15 protein-coding genes and 2 pseudogenes are annotated in these 20980 nt (G+C 72.5%); 11 read left to right on the top strand and 6 right to left on the bottom strand.

The annotated features are described in order from the left end of the window. The first annotated feature begins 158 nt into the window (after positions 1-158). Positions 159-809 carry a uridine kinase gene (locus ACIA8L_RS54030; RefSeq protein WP_395917733.1) on the top strand — a complete coding sequence of 217 codons (651 nt, stop codon included), beginning with the start codon at positions 159-161 and terminating at the stop codon, positions 807-809. 19 nt (positions 810-828) lie between these two features. On the opposite strand, the gene ACIA8L_RS54025 is transcribed toward ACIA8L_RS54030, so the two are convergent. Continuing rightward, complete coding sequence (locus tag ACIA8L_RS54025; RefSeq protein ID WP_395917731.1) at positions 829-2226, bottom strand: WD40 repeat domain-containing protein; 1398 nt, start codon at positions 2224-2226, stop codon at positions 829-831. Between the two features lie 375 nt (positions 2227-2601). Between ACIA8L_RS54025 and ACIA8L_RS54020 the strand changes: the two genes are divergently transcribed. From ACIA8L_RS54020 to ACIA8L_RS53980, 9 genes and pseudogenes are all read left to right on the top strand, one after another. Beyond that, positions 2602-2865 (top strand): hypothetical protein, encoded by a 264-nt coding sequence (locus ACIA8L_RS54020; protein WP_395917730.1) that lies wholly within the window; start codon positions 2602-2604, stop codon positions 2863-2865. A 1-nt stretch (position 2866) separates the two neighbouring features. Beyond that, positions 2867-3961 carry a protein phosphatase 2C domain-containing protein gene (locus ACIA8L_RS54015; RefSeq protein WP_395917728.1) on the top strand — a complete coding sequence of 365 codons (1095 nt, stop codon included), beginning with the start codon at positions 2867-2869 and terminating at the stop codon, positions 3959-3961. Then, positions 3958-5100, top strand: a complete 1143-nt coding sequence (locus ACIA8L_RS54010) for a hypothetical protein (protein ID WP_395917726.1) — start codon at positions 3958-3960, stop codon at positions 5098-5100. The genes ACIA8L_RS54015 and ACIA8L_RS54010 overlap by 4 nt, the downstream gene beginning before the upstream one ends. Positions 5101-5104: 4 nt before the next feature. Continuing rightward, positions 5105-5785: a VWA domain-containing protein gene (locus ACIA8L_RS54005; RefSeq protein WP_395917725.1), complete on the top strand. Its 681-nt coding sequence runs from the start codon at positions 5105-5107 to the stop codon at positions 5783-5785. Positions 5786-5797: 12 nt separating this feature from the next. Continuing rightward, entirely contained in the window at positions 5798-7207 is a 1410-nt protein-coding gene (locus ACIA8L_RS54000; protein ID WP_395917723.1) for a tetratricopeptide repeat protein, read from the top strand. Positions 7208-7213: 6 nt separating this feature from the next. Then, complete coding sequence (locus ACIA8L_RS53995) at positions 7214-10417, top strand: hypothetical protein (RefSeq protein ID WP_395917721.1); 3204 nt, start codon at positions 7214-7216, stop codon at positions 10415-10417. After that, positions 10362-12500: pseudogene (locus ACIA8L_RS53990) on the top strand (Hsp70 family protein). Before ACIA8L_RS53995 ends, ACIA8L_RS53990 begins: the two are co-directional and overlap by 56 nt. 978 nt (positions 12501-13478) lie before the next feature. Beyond that, positions 13479-14825, top strand: coding sequence for a cellulase family glycosylhydrolase (locus ACIA8L_RS53985; protein ID WP_395917719.1), 1347 nt, complete (start codon positions 13479-13481; stop codon positions 14823-14825). A gap of 48 nt (positions 14826-14873) precedes the next feature. Beyond that, positions 14874-15020, top strand: coding sequence for a hypothetical protein (locus ACIA8L_RS53980; protein ID WP_395917759.1), 147 nt, complete (start codon positions 14874-14876; stop codon positions 15018-15020). A gap of 53 nt (positions 15021-15073) precedes the next feature. On the opposite strand, the pseudogene ACIA8L_RS53975 reads toward ACIA8L_RS53980, so the two are convergent. Beyond that, positions 15074-15166, bottom strand: a pseudogene (locus ACIA8L_RS53975) (hypothetical protein); the annotation flags it as partial. 73 nt (positions 15167-15239) lie between these two features. Between ACIA8L_RS53975 and ACIA8L_RS53970 the strand changes: the two are divergent. Continuing rightward, positions 15240-15494, top strand: coding sequence for a hypothetical protein (locus ACIA8L_RS53970; protein ID WP_395917717.1), 255 nt, complete (start codon positions 15240-15242; stop codon positions 15492-15494). On the opposite strand, the gene ACIA8L_RS53965 is transcribed toward ACIA8L_RS53970, so the two are convergent. The 4 genes from ACIA8L_RS53965 to ACIA8L_RS53950 form a co-directional block, all read right to left on the bottom strand. Beyond that, positions 15491-15724, bottom strand: coding sequence for a GntR family transcriptional regulator (locus ACIA8L_RS53965; RefSeq protein ID WP_395917715.1), 234 nt, complete (start codon positions 15722-15724; stop codon positions 15491-15493). The two genes, ACIA8L_RS53970 and ACIA8L_RS53965, sit on opposite strands and share 4 nt — an antisense overlap. 463 nt (positions 15725-16187) lie before the next feature. Next, entirely contained in the window at positions 16188-17366 is a 1179-nt protein-coding gene (locus ACIA8L_RS53960; protein ID WP_395917714.1) for a hypothetical protein, read from the bottom strand. Then, on the bottom strand, positions 17314-19263 hold the full coding sequence (locus ACIA8L_RS53955) for a hypothetical protein (RefSeq protein WP_395917713.1): 1950 nt from the start codon (positions 19261-19263) through the stop codon (positions 17314-17316). Before ACIA8L_RS53955 ends, ACIA8L_RS53960 begins: the two co-directional genes overlap by 53 nt. Further along, positions 19260-20894 (bottom strand): hypothetical protein, encoded by a 1635-nt coding sequence (locus tag ACIA8L_RS53950; protein WP_395917711.1) that lies wholly within the window; start codon positions 20892-20894, stop codon positions 19260-19262. The genes ACIA8L_RS53955 and ACIA8L_RS53950 overlap by 4 nt, the downstream gene beginning before the upstream one ends. Between the last annotated feature and the right edge of the window lie 86 nt (positions 20895-20980).

The raw sequence follows: 20980 nt of genomic DNA, 5'->3' as shown, positions 1-20980 counted from the left end.
GCCCGGCTGCGATTCGACGACGGGCGGTTCACCCTCGATACGCTCCGCCGCGGGCCGGCCTGACCGTCACGGCTCAGCGTGCCGCCGCGGTGATCAGGTCATCGTCCGGCAGATCCCCGGAATGGTTGCATCGGCCCGCCGGTGGAGATGGGCGTGTGATGCGACTGCACCCGGGCGAGCCCGAGGCCACCGGCTGGCGGGCGATGAGCGTGCCCGACGTGATCGGGCGGCTGCGGGCCGCGGCACCGGACGTGCGGGAACGGCCGCTGGTGGTCGCGATCGACGGGCGCGGCGGAGCCGGGAAGACGACCCTGGCGCAGTGGCTACGGGCGGCGGTGCCCGGGTCCGCGGTCGTGCACACCGACGACGTCGCCTGGGCGCACGCGTGTTTCGACTGGGGTGCGCTGCTGGCCGGGCACGTGCTGGGGCCGCTGCACCGGGGCGAGGCGGTCGACTACCGGCCCGACGCCTGGCGGGTGCACGGGCGGGCCGGGTCGATCACGGTCCCGGCGGGCGCGGACACCGTGTGGGTCGAGGGCACCGGCATCATCCGGCGGGAGCTGGCGCGGTCGCTTGCCGCCTCGATCTGGCTGCAGGGCGACCTCGATGTGCAGGACCGGCTGCTCCTGGCCCGGGACGGAGACTCCCCCGGGCACCTGGCCCAGGTCGAGAGCTGGATGCGCGAGGAGCTGCCGTTCCTGCTGCAGGAGCGGCCGTGGGCACACGCCACCATGATCGTCGCGGGGCCGCCGCCGGCCGGGTCCGAGCCGGGCGACGGCCTGCTCGTCGCCGATCCCGTCCGTTCCTGACCCGGGCGGGATGGGTTGTTCAGAGGCTCCAGGTCCAGATGGTGCCGTCCCAGTGGCCGGACACGACGGTGGCGTGGCCGTCGAGGTTGGCGATCGCGATGGCCTCGGCGCCCTTCTCGGGGCCGGTGAGGCCGGGGCCGTACGGGCGGCCCGTAGCCAGGTCCCAGATGCGGATGGTGTTGTCATCGGCGCCGGCGATCGCGACCGTGCGCTGGTTGACGGTGCCGATGGCGACGGTCTTGATGGCGTCGTGGATGCGGACGAGCACGGTGCCGGGGGTGTCGGGGGCAGCCAGGTCCCAGCTGCGCACGACGCCGTCCTCGCTGCCGGCGACGGCCAGGGTCCGGCCGGCGATGGTGGCGACGGCGACGGTGCCGACGGTGGCGTCGTGGGCGTCGAGGCTGCGGATGATCCGCCCGCCGGCGAGGTCCCAGAGCCGCATCGTGCCGTCGGCGCTGCCGGTGACGGCGATCGGGGCGTCCCGCAGCGCGCCGACGCCGATGCTCTTGACCTCCGTGTCGAGGGCCTCGCCGAGCAGCCGGCTCGGCGCGGAGGGTGTGGCCGGGTCCCAGACGCGCACGGTGCGGTCGTCGCCGGCCGAGACGGCGACCGAACGGCCGTTGACGGTGCCGAAGCCGACGGAGTTGATGCCGGCGCCGGTCTGCTCGCCGAGGCGGGTGCCGGCGGGCGGGTCGGCGGTGAGGTCCCACCGCCGCAGGGTGCCGTCGACGCTGGCCGAGACCGCCATCGGCGCCCGCAGCGCGATGGAGAAGACGGGCTTCTGGTGGCCGGGGAGCGGGGCGCTGCGGGGCCGGCCGGTGGCGGGGTTCCACAGCTGCACGGTGCCGTCGGCGCGTCCGACGACGGCGAGGGGGTCGCCGCGCAGCATGCCGACCGCGACCGACCAGACCGGGTCGTCGACGGCGAGCGCGGGGCTGAGCAGCTTGCCGACCGGGCTGTAGCCGCGGTCGTCCGACGGCGGGGCGCCGGCGGGCTCGGCGGCCGTGCCACGGTCGCGGCGCAGCAGTACCGGCACGCCGAAGGCCACGCCGGCCACCAGTGCCGCGGCGGGCGCCGCGAACAGGAGCCGCCGCCTGGTCAGCAGCGGCGCACCGGCCGGTGGCTCGGTGACCGGCTCGGGGTCGGTGGCGGCCGGCTCGAGCGGTGGCTCGGTGACCGGCTCGGGTCCGTCGGCGGGCGCCGTCACGGCCGCCGCCGCAGGCGCGCGCGGCGCGGCGCGGCGGGGGCGCTGGTCGAGTTGGTCACGCAGCCGCCGGTACGCCTCGTCCCACGCCGCCCGGTCACCGAGGTCGCCCGGCAGGGTGACGCCGTCCTGCGCGGCGACCCGCAGGCAGGTGTCGACGAATGTCTCGAAGTTCGCCAATTCCGGTCGCACCGGACGTTCCCGGTTCGTCATTCCGGCAATGGTGCTGCGTTTGAGCCGGATCGCATCCTCGTTGCGGCGGCGCGGCGTCCTGGCGCTTTCGATCTCCAATCGGCGAATGGAAAGTCCGGCCGCTTCACGCAGGGCCTGCAACCGTCCGGCGAACTCCAGACGCGGGTCAGGCGTCTCGTCCACACGCACTCCCGAACTCGGTCAGCGAGGGTGTCCGGCGCCGCCGGACGCTTCAGCTTAGCCGTCCACCAGCGGCTTGTCGGTACCCCGAACGCAGAGTGTCCGGACTGCTTGCCGGACACCCGCCCCGGACAGGACCGTTGATCAGGCAATTGCCGCGGGCCCATTCCTCGGGCGGCGCATTTGCATGGGGAAAACAATGAGGGGGACTTCCCGATGAGCAGTCCGTGGCAGAACATCCGGCAGTCACAGCAGAATGCGCAGACCTTCTCCCGCATCGGGCAGCAGGCCAGCGCCAACGCGAGCTATCAGGCCGCGCAGGCGGCCCGGCGGGCGAACGCGGGCGGCCGGCCCGCCCGGTCCGCGATCGGCGGGTTCTTCCGCTTCGTGTTCGGGCTGATCGCGCTCGTGATCGGCCTCGGCATCATCGGCGTGATCATCGCGATCGCCGCCGAAGTCATGCAGCGCAGCGGCAGCTGAGGTGGCATCTGCGTCGCCTTCGGTCTCGCCGAGCCCGGCGGTCTCGCCGAGCCCGTCGGCGCCGCCGTCAGTGCCGGCCACCGACTACACGCCGATGCTCGGGTGGCTGGTGGCCCTGCTGCTCCTGCTCGCCCTGATCGTGGTCTGGGCCCGTCGCCGCGCCGGCGGGCCCGCGGCACCGGTCACTCCGGCCCCGCCACCCACACCGGCCCCGGCCCTGGCCGCCGCGCCGATACCCCGGCCGGCGGTCGAGCCGGCCACGCCGGTGCTGCTCGGCGGCCGGCCGTCGGCGGCGACGCGGTACCCGTGGCGGCTACCCGCCTTCCCGGCCCAGCCGGGCCTCATCGGCGACGAAGCCCGCTTGGGCGGTCTCGACGTGCGCGCGGCCAGCATCGTCGGCCCCGGGCACCGGTGCGAGGAGCCGGCCGGTCCGCGCCAGGACGTCTACCGGCTGGCCCGGGACCGCGACGGGCAGCACCTGATCATCGCCGTCGCCGATGGCGTCTCCGCCAGCGCCCGCTCCGACCTCGGCGCGACGGTCGCCGCGACCGCCGCCGTGACCGAGATCCGCCGCCGCCTCGACGCCGGGGCCACGCCCGCCGAGCTGAAGGCGCCGGCGATCTTCGAGTCGGTGGCCGCGCAGATGGTCGCGGCCGCCGCCGACCGGGGCGCGTCCGCGCGCGACGTGTGCTGCGCGCTGCTCGTCGCCGTCGTGCCCGCGCACCGGCGCGACGAGCCGGTGTGGCTGGCGTCGCTGGCCGACGTCAGCGCCTGGCTGCACGGCACCGAACGTTGGCAGCGCCTGACCGGCGCCGACAAGGACGGCCTGGACCACAACACCCTCGCGCACGTCCTGCCGCTGCACCCGCAGTACGCGACCGGCCGGCTCGTCGTCGTGCCGGCCGGCGCCGCGCTCGCGATCCTCACCGACGGCGTGAGCGACGCCTTCGCCGAGGTGGAGGGGGCGCAGCGCTGGTTCGCGCAGCGGTGGCAGGTGCCGCCGGCGCTGGGCTCGTTCCTCGCCGACGTCAACTTCGAGGCCCGCGGGCAACTGGACGACCGGACCGCCGTCGTCGTGTGGTGCGGTGCCCGGTGAACCCGATCCCCGCTGTCACCGAGCTCGACGCGCTGGGCGCGCTGGAAGCGCCGCTGAGCACCAACAACGGAGAGAGCCTGGCCATCTCCCCGCTCGCCGCCCACCCGCACCTGCTGCTCAAGCGCTACCGGACCGGTCCGGCGCCGGCCGACGTCGAGCGGCTGGACCGGCTCATCGCGCTCCCGGCCGACCTGGTGCCCGACGACCGGCGGACCCTGGCCACGGCGACCTGCTGGCCCACGGCGCGGGTCGTCTCCGGCGGCGCGACGGTCGGCTGCGTCATCCCGCGGGCACCGGCGAAGTTCTTCACCCACCTGCGCGGCCCGCAGGCCCCGGCGGTCCCGCTGGAGATCGACTGGGTCTCGGCCGGCGCCCACCGCCGGCAGCGGCTCGGGCTACCAGCGCTCGACCTGCCGCACCGGCTGCGGATCAGCGCCAACCTGCTGGCCGTCGCCGCGCTCTTCGAACGCCACGACCTCGTCTACGCCGACTGGTCGTATGCGAACGCCCTGTGGAGCGCCCGGGACGGCGACGTGTTCGTCATCGACACCGACTCCTGCGCGACCGGCTCCCGCGCCGCGGTCAAGACGGCGAACTTCGACGACCCGGTGCCGCGCCCGGACGCCCTCGTGGACGGCGACACCGACCGGTACCGCGTCGCGCTGCTCGTGGCCCGCTGCCTCACCGGCGAACGCGACTACACCGCCGTACTCGGCGGCCTCGACCGGCTCCCGTCCGGCATCCGGGTACTGCTGGACCAGACCCTCACCGCGGCACGGCGGGAGGACCGGGCCAAGATCGCCGACCTGTGGCCGACGGTCGAGGCGGCCGCCGCCGTGACCCCGCCGACCTCCTGGCGCCCGGCCACCACCCCGATCCCGCCACCGGCCCGCCCGCGCGCCACGCCGGTGCGACCGCGCGCCACGCCGGTCCGGCCGACCGCCGCAGCGCCGGCCCGGGTGCCCGCCGCGGCACCGCCCGGCTCCAACGTCGTCGGCTGGACAGCGCTGCCCGGGCGGCCCGCGCCCGCCGCCGCGGCCCGGCCCGCACGGCCGCGGCGGGCCCGGTGGACCGCCGTGGCCGTCGGCGCCGCGCTGCTGCTCATCGTGTTCGTCCTCATCGCCGCAGGAGGGTTCTAAGTCCATGAGCACAGGCCATCACGACACCCCGGCCACCCGGTCGAAGTGCCTGCCGACCTATCTGGTGCTCGACACGTCCGGCTCGATGGAGCTGCACGCCGACGTGCTCAACGAGACCCTGGGCCAGCTGTACGACACCCTCGTGACCAGCCCCAAGGTCTCGGAGTTCGCGTACCTGTCGATCGTCACCTTCAACGAACGCGCCTTCGTCGTGCTGCCGATGACCGACATCGACCAGGTGCCCGGCCTGCCGGTGGTCTCGTGCGCCGGCGGCACCCACTACGGCGAGGCGTTCCGCGCCATCCGGGAGCGCATCGACGTGGACATCCCCGCGCTGCGCGCCGCCGGCAAGGAGGTCCTGCGCCCGGTCGTGTTCCTGCTCACCGACGGCGAGCCGATGGACCCGGACTGGCACGAGTCGTTCCTCGACCTCGTGGACCGGCAGTGGCAGCGGTACCCGAACGTCATCACCTACGGCTTCGGCGCCGCGAACGCCGACGTGCTGAGCAAGGTCGCCACCAAGGCCGCGTTCCTCGCCGAGCGCGGCAACACCGACCGGCGCGCGCTCACCGAGGCCATCACCAGCCTCGTCAACTCCCTCGTGGCCTCGGCACACACCGAGCAGATGCAGGTGCCGCAGCACGTTCCCGGGTTCACCAACATCCCGTTCGAGTACGTCGGATAACCGGAAGGCATCATGCACGCGCTGATCGTCCTGGCGGGCGGCCCGAGCCGGTCCCGCATCGACCTGACCGACACGGTGACCGTCGTCGGCACCGCCACCGCGGCCTACCCGTGGCTCACGTCCGTGAACGGGCTCGCCCGCCGGCACACCACATTCAGCCGGGGCACGGACGGTTCGATCACCGTGACCGACCTCGACACCCGCACCGGCACCCACGTCAACGGCGCCCGCATCCGCGCCCCCCATCAGCTTCGTCCGAACGACCAGGTGCGCATGGGCGACCTGATCGTATCGCCGGTCACCGTCGCCGCGCCGCCGCCACCGTCGCCGCAGCCACAGTCCTCGGCCCCCTCCCGGCCCGCGGTGCCGCCGCCGGCACCCGCAGTACCATCGCCGGACGCCGTTTTTCAGCAGGCGCAGGCGCTGCACCGGCAGGGGCAGATCGACCCGGCCCGGCACCTGCTCGAAGCGGCCCTCGCGACCGACCCCGACCACGTGCCGTGCCGGTTCGCGCTCGCCGTCTGCCTCATCGATCTGGGGCGCAAGGCCGAGGCCGTCGACCATCTGCGGCGCGTGCTGGAGCTGTTCCCGACGCATGCGGTCGCGGCGTACCAGCTCGGGCGCTGCCTGGCCGACCTGGGCGCCACCGCCGAGGCGGCCGCGGCGCTGCGCCGGGCCCTGGCGATCGACCCGGCCCACGCGGCCGCGCAGGCGCTGCTGCGCACGGTCGAGGCGCCACCGGCGGCCGCGCCCGTCGCCGTGTACGGCAATCCGGCCGCCGTGTCCATGCCCGCGCCGGTGGCGGTGGGTGCGCCGGCGCCGCAGCGGCAGGCGGCACCCGACCCGGCCGAGATGGCGCGGCAGGGCAACCCGATCATCCAGGTCGGCCGGTCCCTCACCGCCGACATCGACCTGCACAACACCGCCTACGCCGGCGCGCTGATCCACAAGGGCAACATCAAGTTCCGGTACCTGCTGCTGTCCCTGGTCGTGCGGGTCGTCGTGGCCGCAGCGCTGACCGCGGCGGCGACCCGGGCACCGGCGCAGGTGCAGCAGTTCGCGGTCATCGCCCTGGCGGTGGTGTGGCTGTGGGTCCTCGCGGGCCTAATCACCGCCCTGGTGCGCTCCGCGCTCAACGACTTTCTGTTCTACGAGCGCTGCATGGAGCTGCGGCTGGGCGTCCTCTCGCGACAGACCAGGACTGTTTGGTACCACCAGATGGCACCCCTGACCCGCACGCTCACCATCGCCAACTACCTGTCGTACACCGCATCGCTGGACATCCAGTTCGAGGAGGCCGGGTCCACCAAGTCCGTGCGGCTGCTCGCGATGGGCAACCTGCGCGAGGTGGAGCAGCTGCGCAAGGAGCTCGAGCTGCACCGGGTGCGCGAGCGCCGCCAATTCAAGGGCATCACGGGGTAGCCGGCGATGGAGCAGTGGGTCCACGACCTCATCACGCATCAGGCCGTCGAGCGGCTCTTCGCCGACGCGCCGGGCGGGCGCATCCGCGGCATGAACCAGGAGGAGTACTTCCGCGAGGTCAACGCCGGGCAGAAGTACATGGACCGGATCGTCGACCACCTGCCCGGCGACGACCAGCGGGCCGGGGTGCTGCGGGGTTCGGGCGAGCCGATCCACAACTCGACGATGACGGGGCCGACGGCCCACTCGGCCTGGGTCGACCCCGACGCGCAGCGGCAGCATGCGATGGCCGACCCGTACCGGTCGGGCGCGGAGAACCTGGCCACCGACCGCGCCTACGTCGTGCACATGCTCACGTCGGCCGACGGGATCGCGCGGCACGGATCGTGGCCGCCGGGCGAGCACCGCGAGATGGGGCCGCTGGGCGCCGCCGTCCACGCGGTCGAGGACAGCTTCAGCAGCGCCCACGTCTGGCGGGCCGACTCCGTCTACCACGGCGACGCGACCGCGCCGATCAAGTCGTTCAACGTGTTCAGCGACCTCGGGTACGGGCCGCAGAACACCCACGACGGCCGGTTCGACAAGGCACCGCCAGCGTCGGGCGCGTTCATCGCGGCGCGGACCGCGACGTACGAGATGCTGCGCCGGTACGAGGACGGCGTCGCCACGGCCCCGGCCGACGCCCAGCTGAGCTACCAGCGGTTCGGGGAGGAGTACTTCCGGGCGTCACCCGACGGTGTCGAGGTCAACCGGGCACCGACGGCGGCGTGGCAGGCCGAGCACGACCGCCGGATCCAGCTCGCCGAACTGCACGACGACACGGCCGACCTGGTGGGCGGCCACACCCCCGGCGACGCGAACTTCAGCCGGGACGACGGCGTCCCGGTCCACGTGCCGTCCGGGCTGCAGTCCGGCCCGGTCGCGTCGACGCCACCGTCCGAGGGCGGCTGGCACGCGCCGCTGGCCGACCGCAGCCTCCCCGAACCCGAGGCACCCGCCGACGCCGGCGGCTGGCACCCGCCGATGCGCGACGACACCGCCGCCCCGGACGCCGCCGCCCCGCCGGCCGCTCCGCCGGCCGCGGAGCCGAACCTCACGCCCGAGCCGGCCAACATGACCGGCGCGGACGGGGTACCGCGGCAGGCGCCGGAGGCGTCCGCGGCGGCACCCGACAACGGGATCGTCTCGGGCGGCACGGCACCGGCACCGGGCGCCGTGGCGATCGTGTACTACCACGCGCCCGGCAGCGACTCGAGTGTCGGCTCCGGCTCCAGCGTGCAGCCCAGCGCCGGGGAGCACGGCATCGACCCCGGCCATGTCTTCATCGAGGTGCGCGACGGCACCGGCCACAACGCGTACCTCGACTACAGCCTCGGCGCCCACGGCGCGGGTAAGGTCGAGCGGAACCTCAGCGACGCCCGGCGCGGCGAGCACCAGGCCCTGGTCATCCCGATCACGGCGGAGCAGGCGCGGGTCATGCAGTCCGAGATCCACGGGCGGCTGACCTCCTCCGACACGTACAACCTGTTCCACTACAGCTGCGTCACCGCGACCCAGCAGATCCTGGCCGCGGGCGGCATCCACATCCCGCACGCCCTGACCCCGTACGGCCTGTGGGGCAACCTGCACGCCGCGGCGCTGCCCGGCGCGCATGACATCGGGCCGATGAGCAACGAGCATCAGCACAACGCCAGCGGGGAGCAGGAGACGTACCAGCCGGGCCGGCCGGTGGCGTCGACGCCCGAGGCCGAGGAGCTCAAGCCCGGCGGCCGGTCGACGCCGCCGCCCGCTCCCGAGACCCCGCCGCCGGACGCCACGCCGCCGGAGACCTCATCGCCCGCGGCCAATTCGACCGGCATCGACGGGCGGCCGCACTATGCGCCACCACCGGAGACGCCGAACTACGTCGAGGCGCCGGCCGGTGGTTCCAGCCCCAACCCGGCCATCCCGCCGCCGGGTTCACCCGCCCCGGCCACGCCCGCGCCGAACCAGACCGGCACCGACGGCCGTCCCCACGCCGCGCCGCCCCCGGCGCCGCAGCCGCCCGCGGACCCCGGCCCCAACAGCGCGACGCCCACACCAGCGACGTCCACGCCCGCGCCGTCGCCGACCAGCGCGCCGGCCGACGGTGGCTTCAGCCCGAACCCGAACATCCCACCGGCCGGTGCTCCGCTCTCGTCTCCCACCTCCGCGACGATCCCGACGAGCGTCAGCACGCCGAACCCGACGATCGTTCCCACCGTCTACACCCCACCACCGTCCGGAATCTCGGACGGCGGAGCATCGTTCGGCACATCTGGCGGCGGGGCATCGTTCAGCTCTCCGGACGCCGGGGTCCCCGGCCCGCCGCCGGCCGACAGCGCCGGGCTGCCGGGTGGCGGCGGTGGATCGGGCGGCGGCGGTACGTCGAGCGACCCGCACCACCTCGGTGGGGCGTCCGGCCCGCTGGGCGGGAACATGTGGGACGCGCTGACCCCGCACGACACCCAGGTACCGCCGGACGCCGGGATGTCGTTCGGCCTCCACGACGGCAGTGCTGCCGTCACATCCGATCCAGCCGGTCATGCCGGCGGCGCGTCGTTCGCCGCGGTGCCGGCCGACGGCGGTGTGTCCTTCGCAACCGCGGGCGCGGCGGCGGCACCGGCCGACGGCGGCGCGTCGTTCGCCGATGATGCGGCGTCCGCCAGCCACTACGACGGCGTCCCGTTCGCGGGCACCGAGGCGGCGGTCACGCCTGACGGCGGTGCCGCATTCGCGGCCGATCCGGCGGCATTCGACGGCGGCGCATCGTTCGCCGGGCACGAGGCGGCCGCTTCCTACGACGGCGGCGCGTCGTTCGCCGGGCACGAGGCGGCCGCTTCCTACGATGGCGCGTCGTTCGCGGGACATCCGGCCGCCGCGGCCCACGACGGCGGAGCGTCATTCGCGGGACCCCCGGCGGCCGCCGCGCACGACGGTGGCGCATCCTTCGCCGGACACGAGGCGGCCGCCGCGCACGACGGTGGCGCATCCTTCGCCGGACACGAGGCGGCCGCCGCGCACGACGGTGGCGCATCTTTCGCCGGTGCCGCGGCGAGCCAGGACGCCGAGGCCGCGGCGCAGCACCAGCCGGCGCATCACGACGCCGCCGGCCATCACAACGCGGCGGCTCATCATGACGCAGCCGCGCACCACGACGCCGCTGCCGCCCACGCGGCCGCACACGGATAGTGCTTGGTTTGCAGATCGGCATGGCACGGCTCGCCATGCTCAGCGTCGGCCCCCTCGGCCATGCCGGGTCGTTCGGCGTACGCGCCGATCAGCGCTCGCAGCGTCTGCTGGGCACGATCGAACCGCGATTCATCCGCATCGGACCAAATGGGGAGACCCTCGACCGGGCTTCGGCCGTCCATGCTGCCCCTCCAGTCGCCGGCGCGCATTCCAGTATCCCCAGACCGCCAACGGCTACCCGACCGGATGGGGAGGTTGCAGGGTCCGCGGTTTCAACCCGGTCGATACGCTAGACGGCGTGGCAGTGAAGATCCGGCTCGGCATTGATTTCGGCACCGGCCACACAGTGGGGGTACTCGCCGTTCCTGGCCGTGAGCCCCGGCCGCTGTTGTTCAACGGTACGCCGCTGCTACCCTCCGCCGTCCAGGCCGACCACTCCGGCCGTCTGCTCGTGGGGCGCGACGCTAAGCACATGGCCGTCGACACGCCGGGCGCCTTCGAGCCCAACCCGAAGCGCTGCATCGACGACGACGTTGTCCTGCTCGGCGACATCGAGCTGCCGGTCACCGAGCTCATCGCGGCGGTACTGCGGTGGATCGCGACCGAGGCCGCCCGAATGGCCGGCGAGACGCCGGCCGAGACGGTACTGACCTACCCGGCCGCCTGGGGTCCGGAGCGCCGGCAAACACTGCTCACCGCCGCCGGTGCCGCCGGGCTGCCCGACGTCCGGCTGGTCAGCGAGCCGGTCGCGGCGGCCACGTAATATGTACAGGTCGCCGACAGCGCGGTCACCCCGGATTGGCCCGTGCTGGTGTACGACTTCGGGGCCGGCACCTTCGACACGTCCGTGGTGCGCCAGGGCGCCGGCGGCTTCGAGGTGCTGGCGAGCGAGGGCCTGTCCGACTGCGGTGGCCTTGACATCGACGCCGCGATCGTGACGTACCTCGGGACCATCTTCGCCCCGCAAGACGAGGCGCAGTGGCATCGCCTCGTCGAACCGGCCTCCACGGTGGACCGGCGCGCCGCCCGGCAGCTGTGGGACGGCGTGCGCGAGGCCAAGGAGATGCTCTCGGAGAACACCACCGCCCTGATCTACATCCCATTGTTCGACGCCGAGACTCCGCTCGGCCGCGAGCAGCTGGAGCGGCTCGCCGAGCCGGTGATCAGCCGGACCGCCGAGGCTTGCCGGGCGGCGCTGCGGACCGCCGCCGTGGAACCGGACGACCTGGCGGCGGTCTTCCTGACCGGCGGGTCGAGCCGGATGCCGACGGCCGGCACGGCGGTGCACCGGGCACTCGGAATCGTCCCCACCAGCATCGAGCAGCCGGAGCTGGCAGTGGCTGAGGGCAGCGTCCGGATCGACCGGCCGCCGATCGCTGACGCTGCCCGGCTCGATGAGCGCATCACGTGGCCCAGTGAGCCGACCACGGCCGACCTGGTTCCGCCTCTGCCTCCGCGTTCCCTGCCGCGACGCGCCATCCTGCTCGGCACTGTGGCGGCGCTGCTGGCGGCGGGCGGCGGCGCTGTGCTCGCCTCCTGGCCCCGCGGTGGCGACGCCCAGCCGGCATTGTCGGGCACCACGCAGGCACAATCGGCGGTCCCGGCCTCCCCGAGCCATAGCCCGAGCCCGAGCCCGAGGCCCGGCGTCGACCCGTGCCTGATCGGTACCTGGCGCCAGACCAGCCTTCAGCGGCAGATTCCCATCAGCGGCGTGCAGCACGACTTCTTCGGGGGTTCCGGCGCGCTGGCGACGTTCGACGAAGATGGCCGCTTCGCCGAGGACTTCAACAACCAGGCGCCGCTCAGCGCGATGGTCGACGGCGACCGGTGGGAGGACATCACCAAGGGAACTGCCACGGCCAGTTACCAAGCCGGCAACGGCAAGATCCTATACTCCGCGACATCCGCCCAGGGGACCTGGACGATCAATCGAAACGGCCGTCGTAACAACTCCGGCCCGCTCGCCCTCAGCGTCGAGCCCGACCAGTACCTGTGCGCCGGTGACACGCTCACCACCAGCGCGAGCTTCTACAGCGCCAGCTGGACCCGGGTAACGCCGCCGGCGGCGGCATCGTCCGGGTGATGACAGCTTCGACCTGCCGGGTCCGTCTTGAACTTGGACCTGATGGCCGGAGCACTGCTTGACGAGCACGGTGGGGCTGGTGGTCGCGCCGGCCTGGTGATCTGTGCTGCACGACGCTGACGTCGCAGGTGCCACCACCGAGGTCGTACACGACGACCGCACCGCCGTCCGTCATGTCGGCGAAGTGCGCCGCATCCGCCACCGGCTCGGGGCACCAGCGTGACCGGGCGGAGTCCGGCCAACGCCGTCAACGACCACGGCCTGGCCGTCGGCTGGAGCAACACCGCAATCGGCAGCGGCGCCGCCGCGCTCTGGACCTGCCGCAGCGGTGGAACTTTCCTCATCCCGAGCCGACCAGCCGCGCAGTACATCCAGCGAAGTCGATCTTGCGCTAGAGGTAAGCATCGATCCGACACTTGCCGCCGGCGCAACTCACCAGACGCCGCCACCGGCGGACCTGCCGTAAACCAGCCGGTTTCGCGAATCGGTACCGCCGGCCGGCCGACGAAAAGTCGCCCACTACTTAACGGGTTAAGCACCCGGCCCCGTTGAGCCATCGAAGTTCATTGACATGTCCAGCTAGTCGACGTAGCGTTTCGACTGATGCGGTTAAGTTACTATGAGAGGTGTCCGGGTCATCAGACATGCAAACCGCGCCGCCTCCGCCATCGGCGCGACTGAACCTGTATGTCAGCAATGACTCCAGCGCCGCATCGCTGCGCGCGGACATGCGGCTTTCACCAACGGCCGACGCCGAGGGCCGAAGGTTGGACGCATTTCAGCCGGGCGGATTCCCCATTCGCACTTGCTGGCTGAACGGCTGACTCGCCGGAAGACGGCGCCACGCGGCCGAGGGCCGAAACGGCTGTACAAAGGACCGCTGGTTGTACAAATCCGCTGCCCAGAAGATCCGTGCGCGGCGAAGTTCATCCAAGCGGACCGGCAACACTCCCATCCACCATCTCGTGAGGTGAAACCGTGAAACGACGTCTGTACCTCGCCGGTGCGCTTGTGCTGGCACTCGGAGTGGCGACCTTCGTGAACGTGCAACCGGCCATGGCCGCTGCCGGTATCCGGGTGAGCGGCACGAACATCGTCGAGGCCAACGGCAGCACCTTCGTCATGCGTGGCACAAGCCACGCCCACGCCTGGTACGCCAGCCACACCGGGGCTTTCAGCAACATCAAGTCGTTGGGAGCCAACACCGTCCGCGTGGTGCTCAGCGGCGGCCGGTGGTCGGCGAACAGCGCGAGCGATGTCGCCAACGTCATCTCCCTCTGCAAGCAAAACCGACTGATCTGTGTCCTCGAGGACCATGACACCACCGGTTACGGTGAAGACGGCGCGGCCTACAGCCTCTCGCAGGCGGTCAGTTACTGGACCAGCATCAAGAGCGTCCTGCAGGGGCAGGAAAGCTACGTCATCATCAACATCGGCAACGAACCCTACGGCAACACCAACCCCTCGAACTGGACCGCCGCCACGGTCAGTGCGGTGCAGGCCATGCGCAACGCCGGCTTCCAGCACGCACTCATGGTCGACGCACCGAACTGGGGCCAGGACAACCAAGGGGTGATGCGCAGCAATGCCGCCACGGTGGAGAACGCCGACAGCCAGCGCAACACCATTTTCTCGGTGCACATGTACTCCCAGTACGCTCAGGCCTCCGCCATCACGTCCTACGTGAGTGCCTTCAAGAGCGCCGGCCTTCCACTCGTCATCGGCGAGTTCGGCTGGAAGGACAACTATGGCGACATCGACGAAGACACCATCATGTCGACCGCGCAGGCCCAGGGCGTCGGCTACCTCGGATGGTCGTGGAGCGGCAACGGCAGCGACGTCGCCTATCTCGACCAGTCCAATGGGTTCAACGTCAACAGCTTGACCAGTTGGGGCACCCGCCTGTTCAACGGGTCCAACGGAATCAAGCAGACGGCGCGCGAGGCGTCGATCTTCGGCAGCCGGCCGACCACCACCTCGCCGCGGCCGTCTTCGGCGAGTCCCTCCACCCCCTCGGGCGGCGGCACGCGTGGATGCTCGGCGACATACACCCTTACGGGGTCATGGCAGGGCGGCTTCCAATCCGAGGTGAAGATCACGGCCGGCGCTTCGGCCATCTCGGGCTGGACGGCGTCCTGGACGTTCGGCGCAGGCCAGACGATCAGCTCATCGTGGAACGCCGCCATCACGAGCAGCGGCGCCTCGGTCACCGCGAAGAACGTTTCCTACAACGGCTCCCTCGCTGCCGGGGCGAGCACCACCTTCGGGTTCGTCGGCTCAGGAAGTTCCGGTTCAACTCCCTCGGTGAGCTGCACCGCGGCTTGACCCTGCCAGCACTCGCCGTCGCCGGGCGACCTCGGAAAACGCCCGGCGATGGCGGGTCGGATCCCGGGCCAGGTCGCCGAGCAGCAGCAGGGATGTGTGCCCGCCGGAGACGACCAGGGCGACACACCGCTCGGGCAGCGGGCCGTGTTCCAGGATGTCGACGGCGGTGTGGCCGGCCAGGTGGTGGACCCGTAGAGCGGTACGCCGAGGGCGAGCGCGTCGGCCTTGGCGGCGGCGAAGCCGATCTGCACCGCGGTGGCCAGGACCGGCCCCGCCGTGGCGGCCACCGCGCCGATGTCACCGAAGCCGGCACCGGCGCGGTGCAGGGCGTGCTCGACCATCGGCCGCAACGCCTCCAGATGGGCGCGGGCCGCGATCTGGCCTGTCCCGGTCACCGTGACCGGGCTGCCGTGCATGTCGGCGCCGGTGACCGTCGCGATCGCCGGCCGGCGCAGCGACGCGCGGCCCGGGCACCGACAGGCGGCCTTCGTCACCGTCGGACGCGCCGCCGAGCGCGGACGCGGTCTGCAACACCGGATTGACGACGTGCCCCACCTGCCGGATGTCGTCCGCGTCCGCGCAGTCGTAGACGAACACCTGCAGGTCGATACCAATTCCGGTGGTATGGCGCGATCACAGCTCGTGACGTCACCCAATGCGGCTCCCTAGGCCGACGGCGTCACGAACGTTCCCCGCCCAGGCACAGCCCGAACCAGCTTTTCGGACTTCAGTACGTCGATCGACTTCAGGATCGTGCCTCGCGCCAGACCGAACTCTTCCTGGAGCTCCGCCACGCTCGCGATCGGCCGGTTGGGCTGATACGCACCTGAGGCAATTCGCTCACGAAGAACGGCCGCCAGCTGAAGGTACAGCGGGTCGGGCCCTTCGAGATCAATCACCCTTCGTACATTAGGCGACCTCGGCGAGTGATATACCACCATGCCCTGCCATGGACCACCGTGTACCGGTTGGGATATGGTCGTCGCATCGGGGGTGGCGTTCACGTGTGCTGCGAGCCGTGGGCGCCACCCTCACTGAACGGGGAGGGTTTCGCCATGACCGACAGCATGGGAGTCCGGCACGTCTGGAAGCGCCCATCGTGGGAGTGTCAGGCCTGCGGCGAACCGTGGCCGTGCACGGACCGACGCCGAAGATTGATCGCCGATCACATCGGCAGGCTTCCATTCTTACGACTGATGCTCGGCACTTGGCTCGAGCGAGCGAAGCAGGACGACCTGGGGACCCGAGATGAACTGCACGAGCGATGCATCGCCTGGACATTTCAAGCCGACTGCACGTCGTAGGTCGTCCGCGAACGCGATGCGAAGGTCGGCGTAGGCCGGCGACCAGATCGTCCGGTCATCACAGATACCACTGCAGCACGCCGTCGATGCTGGCGATCTGGCCGTTGGCCTTGAGGGGTTGGGTTACGTCGACGTCGGTCCAGTCGCGGGGGTCCTGGTAGAACATCGTCCACCGGTAGTGCAGGGTGATCGTGCCGGGTGTGGTGGTGGTGACCTTGATGTTGCCGTCGCCGGTGGGGGTCAGGGTCACCCGCGGGTACTGCTGGACGGTCCAGGTTGGCGTGTCCGTGATGATCTGCTTGGGGTAGTAGTCGAACGGGCAGCTGTGTAACGGCGAGCGAGGGTCGACGTCGGGCTGGAAACGGTGTTGGGCCACACATTCGTCGATTCGGTCGCGGATGAGCCGGTCGGTGTCCTCGGCGATCGTCGTCACCGGTTCGGCGGGGAGCGTGACGGCGGCAGCCTGACCGGGGCCGGCGACGGCTGTGGTTTCGGCGGGTGCGATCAGCGGGGTCGCGGCACGGCTGATGGTGTACAGGCCGGGCGGCGCGGTGAACGTGAGTGTTGCGGTCAGCTGCTTGGGCTGGAGTGTGATGCCGGCGATGTTGACCGGCGCCGGGGACGGACCGGCAATGGTGAGCGTCGTGGTCGGCACGGTCCTGATCCACCAGGACCCGCCGAACAGGCCGGTGCGGCTGTATTCGAGGACCACCCGGTCGGTGATGTGCTGTCCGCCGAGGTCATAGGTGGCGGTGACGACGGCGCCTTTGCCGCCGTCGGCGCGGTCCTGTTTGAAAGTGACCTGTTGTGGTGCCTGGTAGCCGTGACTGAGCGCGCCTGTCCCGCAGATCGGGTTGTTGTTGCAGCGGTCGAAGGTCGACCAGCGGCTGATGTCGTGCGCGGCGAGGCTGTCGTACAGCTCTCGGACGACCTCGACGGGGCCTGGGCCGGTCGAGGCGCGCACGACCAGCCAGCCGCCGACAGCGACGGCCAGGGTCACGACCGCGGCGACGGCCTGGACGGTCCGGCGCCGTCCGGGGCGGGGTACCGATTCGTGCCGGTCCGCGGCGCGTGTGAGCGGCGGGACCGCGGCCGGGGGCAGGTGCGGCAGCCGGATGCGGTGCCCGGCGGTGGCGAGGCGCGTTGTCGTCGTGCCGTAGGGCACGACGACCGGTGGCCGGTCGTCATCGTCCGGCGCGGGGCTCGATGCGCCGACGCTGGTCCGTTCGCTGGTCATGCCGTCGTCCGTTCGTGTCAGCGGTCGCTGGTCGCGGTGCGTCGTGGTGGGCGATGCCGAGGTCGGTGAGCAGCGCGACGGTGTCCGGGTCGAGCTCCGTCCGGGTCGCGGTCAGTTGCTTGTGCAGTGCGGTGGCGGCGCGGCGCAGGCCCTCGTGGTCGCCGGAGGCGGCGTGGCGGGTCAGCAGCCGGCGGTGGACGGCCTGGTTCGCCGGGGCGAGGCGCAGCGCCTCATGCAGGAGCGTGATGGCGGTGGCGGGGTGGGGCTCGGTGTCGGCGAGTTCGGTGAGGATATCCAGGAGGTGCCGGGCCTGACGTTCGCGGGCGGCGACGACCCAGGGCTGCTGCCAGCGTTCGGCGATCGGGCCGGGCGGTATCTGGGCGGCGGTGTGCAGGTGCTTTCGGCGTTGCTCGGGGTCGGTTGTGGTTGCGGCGGTGTCGAGCAGGTCGTGGAAGTGCCACAGGTCGGTGGTGACCGCGGCCGGGTCGAGGTGGTATCGGCGTTCGTCGCGGCGGCGGGTCGCGGGCTGGTCGGCGTGGTGCAGGACCGGTTGGCCGGCGGCGTCGCGGAGGGTGGTGCGCAGTTCGGAGATGGTGGTATAGAAGCGGCGGTCGGCGGCGGCTTGCGAGACGTCGGACCAGACGGCGTGTTTGAGGTCGGCGACGGTCAGGCCGTCGCGGTGGACGGTGAGCAGGACGAGGATCTGCCACGCGGCGGTGCGCCGGATCGGGACCGGGCGCTCGCCGCCCTGGTCGTACCGGACGAGGACCGGCGGACCGAACACATCCAGGCGTAGCGGCGGCCGCGGTTCAGCCGGCCTGGTGGGTGCCGCTCGTGGCGGGGGCTCGGGGCGGGCGGCGGTGAGCAGGCCGAACGCCGTCAGCAGTCCGTTCGTGGTGGGTTGGTCGAGGATCGGCAGCCGGTCGGCGATGGGCGGGGTGCCGCTGATGGCGCTGAGGGTCCCGTCGGCGGCGACGTACCAGGCCGTGGCGCCGTCAGTCGGTCCCAGAACTACCGACCGGCCGCCGGTACTGAATCGGGGCACGTCGCCTGTGGCGGTGATCTGCAGCCGGGTGGTGTCGCGGGCCCGTACCTGTGTGCCGAGCAGTGCGGCGGCGCCCGCCATGGTCAGCTGCACGGTCGGTGTGCCGCCGGTGGTGTCGGTGACGGCGGCGATGAGCAGGCCGCGGGCGGCGTCGGCGGCGCCCGGGCCGACGAGCCCGACCTGGGTACCGTCCGGAACAACACAGGCGATTGACCAGCCATTGCCGGTGTCGGCCGGTGGCAGCCGGTCCACGACGGTAGTTGGGACGGCGAGGTCGGCGTCGCCGCGGTGGGCGCCGTGGGTGGGGCCGGGCGTGTAGCTGTCGCGGTGTCGGGTCCACCACAGGGTGAGGGCCGCGCCGGTGGCGGCGGCGACGGGTATCGGGAGCCAGCCGCCGGGCAGGTCGAGGCCGGGCCGGACGGCCGCCGTGTCGGCGGCGACGATCGGTGCGGTGTGCGCCGGCGGTACAGCGGTTGCCGTGGTGCCGCTGCGGGCGGTCTCGATGGCCAGCAGGATGCCGCCGGCGGCGGCGGCGATGGCGGTGTGCAGCGGCATCGGCAGCCGCGGCGTGTGGCGGCGGTGCCGGACCGCGTCGACCAGGTCGAGGACGATGGCCCGGATGAGCAGCAGCCACACGAGCCAGCCGACGGCGAGCGCGGCGAGGACCGCGCCCTGTGGCGACAGCATCTGGACGGCGAGGGCCGGCCAGTCCCAGATCATGCGCTGCTGGATCGCGAGCAGCCCGGCCGGCAGCACCGCGAGCACCACGGCGAGCCCGAGCACGGCCAGCCCGGCGCGGGCCGTGCGGCGCAGCACGCCGAGGCGTCGGCGGCGCGGGCGCCGGCGGATCACTGTGGCCTTCCGGTCGGCTGCGCGGCTGCGGGTGGCGGCGGGGTGAAGAGCAGCGGCCGCAGGATGAGCTGAGCCGCCCGCATCGCCCACCAGGCGGCCACCACGAGGCAGAAGCCGACTGCGACGGCGCCACTGCTGCGCCACGACAGGACCGCGGCGACGAGCGCGGCCAGGGCCGCCCCGAACAGGAGCCGCCGCCAGACGCTGGCGGACAGCAGCCACGCGACGGCGGCGCCGATGCACAGGCCGCCGATCCGCCCGACCGGGCCGATGATCGTCGTCTCGTGGGCCGGAATCCACAGGTGCACCAGCTGCATCAGCGGCATCAGCTGCGACGGGCTGTGGGTCTCGTCGAACGCGATGAGCAGCATGCCGGTCCCGGCCAGCGCGACCGCGGAGGGCGGGAAGCGCAGCCATACCGGCCACGACCCGTGCGGCGGTTCCGGTCGCCGCCACACCGCGACGGCCACCACTGACGCGCCCAGCGCGGCGGGCAGGATCGGCAGCACCGACCAGCGCAGCAGCGGCCACATGTCAAGGTCGAAGTACCCGGCCGCGATCAGCGCGTACACCGCCGCCGCGATCATCCCGCCACCGGCTCCGCCGACGATCGCGAGGGCCGTGAGCCGGTGCCGTGCCGGCGCCGCCACTCCCCCGCCCTCGGGCGCGCCGGACGGGTCGTGCCGCAGCGCGGTCCACAGCAGCGCACCGCCGGCCACGGCCAGGAGCGCGAACACCGACGCGACCGCCAGGCCGCCCCACGAGGCCAGCAACATCCCCGGCGCATACACCTTCTCGCGCGGCCCGTACCGCTCCGACCCGGTCATGAACTGCCAGAACAGCAGCACCGAGAACACCCCGGGCAGCGCTGTGGCCACGATGTCCCGCCAGCCCTCCAACGGTGGTGGCGGCGCCTCGCCGGCCGGGCCGGGGCCCTGCACGGCGCCGAGCACCGCCGCGAGCTCGGCCTCCACCACCAGCATCGGCTGCACCCCGGTCGCGGCCTGCAGGGCCCGGCCGAGTTCCAGCCGCTCGGCGCCCGGCCCGAGGACACACACCAGGTCCGGCGCGCCGGCCGGCAGGTCGGCTCCCGCCATCGCCCGGCGGGCCATCTCCGCCACCACCCACAACGAGGTGCCGTCGTCCGGTGTCCCGGCGGTCACGGTCGCCGCGTCCACACTGGACATGGTCGTAAAGCCACCGTCGCGGTCACGCCGCACGACCGACGCCGAGCCGCCCGGCCCGGCGTCGCAGATCAGCACCCGCGCTCCCGGCGCCAGATCGACGCCGCCGGCGAGGACGTGCCAGCACACCGCGACCGGAGCCGGCACCACCTGGACCGATTGCAGGCCGACCAGCCCGGCCGCGGTGCGCACCTGTTCCCGCCGCCGCAGCGACCACCCGGGCGGCACGACCACGTTCACCGCCCCGACCAGCGCACCCGCCGCCGCGTCGGCATCCTCGATCACCCGGGCCAGCGCGTCGGCCGCCCAGTCCTCACCAGCGCTGTCCGTGTCGACGAGTGGCACATCGTCGAGTGGCAGCACCATCGCGGTGCCGTCCGACCAGCCGATCATGGCGGACACGCGGTCGGTCGAGAACGCCACGCCGAGCCGGACTGCAACTCCCATCGACACATCCGACATTGTGAATGAAATGAATCATCGACAGGCGCCCGAAAGCGGGGCTTCGACCCGTTTCGCGGCGACTCAGGCGA

Origin of the sequence: Dactylosporangium sp. NPDC051541 (assembly GCF_044454505.1) — a bacterium.
Taxonomy (GTDB): Bacteria; Actinomycetota; Actinomycetes; order Mycobacteriales; family Micromonosporaceae; genus Dactylosporangium.
Note: the sequence above shows the minus strand (reverse complement) of the source record. Positions and strands in the feature narration are given on the sequence as shown.